Source organism: Cellulomonas algicola, from assembly GCF_003851725.1.
Classification (GTDB): Bacteria; Actinomycetota; Actinomycetes; order Actinomycetales; family Cellulomonadaceae; genus Cellulomonas; species Cellulomonas algicola.
Genome location: NZ_BHYL01000220.1, coordinates 1 through 2,752, shown reverse-complemented (window position 1 = coordinate 2,752; position 2,752 = coordinate 1). Strand labels below are relative to the sequence as shown.

Annotated in this window: 5 protein-coding genes; all 5 read left to right on the top strand. The window is 75.5% G+C overall.

Annotated elements, in window-relative coordinates; all coding sequences use genetic code 11:
- A partial coding sequence (locus CTKZ_RS13905; protein ID WP_124343505.1) for a type II secretion system F family protein occupies window positions 1-847 on the top strand: 847 nt, incomplete at its 5' end.
- On the top strand, window positions 844-1,764 hold the full coding sequence (locus CTKZ_RS13900) for a type II secretion system F family protein (protein ID WP_124343504.1): 921 nt from the start codon (window positions 844-846) through the stop codon (window positions 1,762-1,764). The genes CTKZ_RS13905 and CTKZ_RS13900, both read left to right, overlap by 4 nt.
- A 69-nt stretch (window positions 1,765-1,833) precedes the next feature.
- Window positions 1,834-2,058: a hypothetical protein gene (locus CTKZ_RS13895; RefSeq protein WP_225916109.1), complete on the top strand. Its 225-nt coding sequence runs from the start codon at window positions 1,834-1,836 to the stop codon at window positions 2,056-2,058.
- Complete coding sequence (locus CTKZ_RS13890) at window positions 2,055-2,495, top strand: TadE/TadG family type IV pilus assembly protein (RefSeq protein ID WP_235843482.1); 441 nt, start codon at window positions 2,055-2,057, stop codon at window positions 2,493-2,495. Before CTKZ_RS13895 ends, CTKZ_RS13890 begins: the two co-directional genes overlap by 4 nt.
- Window positions 2,496-2,527: 32 nt before the next feature.
- Window positions 2,528-2,752: TadE/TadG family type IV pilus assembly protein (locus tag CTKZ_RS13885; RefSeq protein ID WP_200829752.1), on the top strand; the 225-nt coding region annotated here is incomplete at its 3' end.

The window sequence follows — 2,752 nt, the reverse complement described above, 5'->3', positions numbered from 1 at the left end:
CGGGATCGCGCTGCTCGTCGAGTCGCTGCGACCACGCACGCGGGACGCGGGCGTGGTGCACGGCGGGCCGTCGCTCGTCGACCGGCTCGGGCGCCGCGCGCTGCTCGCGGCCGTCGCGGCCGTGGTGGTCCTCGTCGTGACGCGGTGGCCGGTCGCCGCCGTCGCCGCCGCGGCGCTCGTCCTGTCGTGGACGTCGCTCTTCGGCGGGGCGAAGGCGGAGAAGCAGGCGATGGCCCGCCTCGAGGGTCTCGCGTCGTGGGCCGAGTCGCTGCGCGACACGATCGCCGGCGCGGTCGGTCTCGAGCAGGCGATCCCCGCGACCGTCTACGCGGCGTCGCCGACCATCCAGCCGCAGCTCCGCATGCTCGTGGACCGGCTGCGGGTCCGGGTGCCGCTCAGCACCGCGCTCCAGCGGTTCGCCGACGACCTGGACGACCCGAGCGCGGACCTGGTCGTCGCGGCGCTGATCCTCAACTCGCGCCTGCGCGGCCCGGGTCTGCGGCAGGTCCTCACGTCGGTCTCCGAGTCGGCGCGCGCCGAGCTCGACATGCGCCAGCGGGTGTCGGCGGGCCGCTCCTCGACCCGCCGGTCCGCGCAGATCGTCATGGGCTTCTCGATGCTCATGATCTTCGGCCTGGCCATCCTGAACCCGACGTACGTCGCGCCGTACGGCACGGCGACCGGGCAGGCGGTGCTGGTGGTCGTCATCGCGCTCTTCGCCGCCGGGTTCTGGTGGATGAAGCGGCTCTCGGGCGTCGACGTCCCGGCCCGCTTCCTCGTCGCGACGCCCGACCGGCACGGGCAGCCTCAGGTCGACGCCAAGGCTCCGGTGGGGGGTGCGTCGTGACGCTCGTGCTCCTCGCAGGGGCGGTCGTCGGCCTCGGCGTGCTCCTGCTCGTCGTCGTGCTCGTACCTCCGCCGACGCACGCCGGCAGCGCCCTGGCCCGGCTCGACGAGGAACGCCGCCAGAGCCGCGCGTACGCGCGCGCGGTCGGCGTCGACCCGCGTGCGGGGGAGGGGGCCCGGTGGCGGCTCGCACTCGGGCGCGAGGCCGCACGCCGCGTGACCGCGACCGGTCTGCCGCTGGACGCCCTCCGGGCGGACCTCGCGATGACCGGGCTCACGCTCGACGCGTTCCTCGCGCGCACCGTGCTCGCGTTCGTCGGGGGGTTCCTCGCGCCGCTCGTCGTGGGTGCGGTGCTCGTGGCGCTGCACGTGGACGTCAACCTGTCCGTGCCGCTGCTCGTCTCGCTCCTCGTGGGCGTCGGCGCCGCGGCGGTCCCGTGGCTCGCGGTGCGGTCGCAGGCCGCCGCGCGGCGCCGCGACTTCCGGCACGTCGTCGGCTCGTTCCTCGACCTCGTCTCGATGAGCCTCGCGGCCGGCCGCGGCGTCCCCGAGGCGCTGCAGGGCGCGTCCGAGCTCAGCGACGGATGGGCGATGGTGCGGATCCGGGACGCGCTCGGCGGTGCGCGGCTGCGCGGCGAGACGCCGTGGTCCGCGCTGGGCGGGCTCGGCACGGAGCTGCGCGTCGACGAGCTGCGGGACCTCGCGGCCGCGCTCGCGCTCGTGGCCGAGGACGGCGCGAAGGTCCGCGACTCGCTCGCGGCGCGTGCGGGCTCGATGCGTCGACGCGAGCTGGCGGAAGCCGAGGGCAAGGCCGGAGAGAGCTCCGAGTCGATGCTCGTCGCGCAGCTCCTGCTCGCCGTCGGCTTCCTGGTCTTCCTCCTCTACCCGGCGCTGCAGAGCGTGCTGGGCCAGACATGACCCGCGCACGGCACGACCGGACGGGCCACGACCGCACGACACGGACACTCGACAAAGGACGGTGCTGACATGAGCTTTCCCCACCGGGGAGTCGTCGACTACCTCGTCATGGAGCTGCGACGCCGCTACCAGCGCGCCCGCCTCGCGGAGGACGCCGGTGCGTCGGTCATCGAGTGGGTCATCATCACGGGCGTCCTCGTGCTGCTCGCGGGCGTGGTCGGCACGGTGATCTACAACCTCGCGAACGACGCCGCGGAGTCGATCGAGATGCCCGACGCCCCGGGCGGACCGTGACCGCTCCGCTCCTGACCCCGGTCCGCCGACGGCTGCGCGCGTCCGCGGGCGCCGAGGGCGACCGTGGCGCGAGCTCGATCGAGCTCGCGTTCTACACCCCCCTGCTCATGCTCGTGATCCTCGTGACGGTGCAGTTCGCGCTCACGTGGCACGGCAACCAGCTGGTGGGTGCCGTCGCGCGGGAGACCGCCCGCGTCGTGCGGACCGGCGGCGGCACCCCCGCGTCGGAGACCGCGGCCCGCGCCCGGGCGGTCGAGTTCGCCGAGCTGATCGGCGGCGAGAACCTGCAGGACCTCGACGTCGAGATCAGCCGGCCGACCCCGGACACCGTGCGGGTCGAGGTCTCGGCCCGCTCGAAGGAGATCGTGCAGGGCCTGGCACCACGCGTGAGCGCGCTCGTGCAGGGGCCCGTCGAGCGGTTCCGGGCGGACCAGTGACGCGCCCGGCGCACGGACGGAGGAGGACCGCGGTGGGACGGACCGCGCGGGGCGACGACCGCGGCTCGATGGCCGTCGAGGTCGTCGTGCTGATCCCGGTGCTGCTGCTCGTGGCGCTGCTCGTCGTCGCCGCCGGGCGGTACGCGTCCGCCGAGGGCGAGGCGGAGGCGATCGCGCGGGACGCGGTGCGCGCCGCGACGCTCGAGCGCGACGGCGCGAGCGCGCTCGCCGCCGCGCGGGCGACGGCGGCCGCGGGC

Excerpts from the sequence above, each read along its gene's own strand:
- CTKZ_RS13895 (WP_225916109.1), top strand. The coding sequence starts at position 1,834 with ATGAGCTTTCCCCACCGGGGAGTCGTCGACTACCTCGTCATGGAGCTG.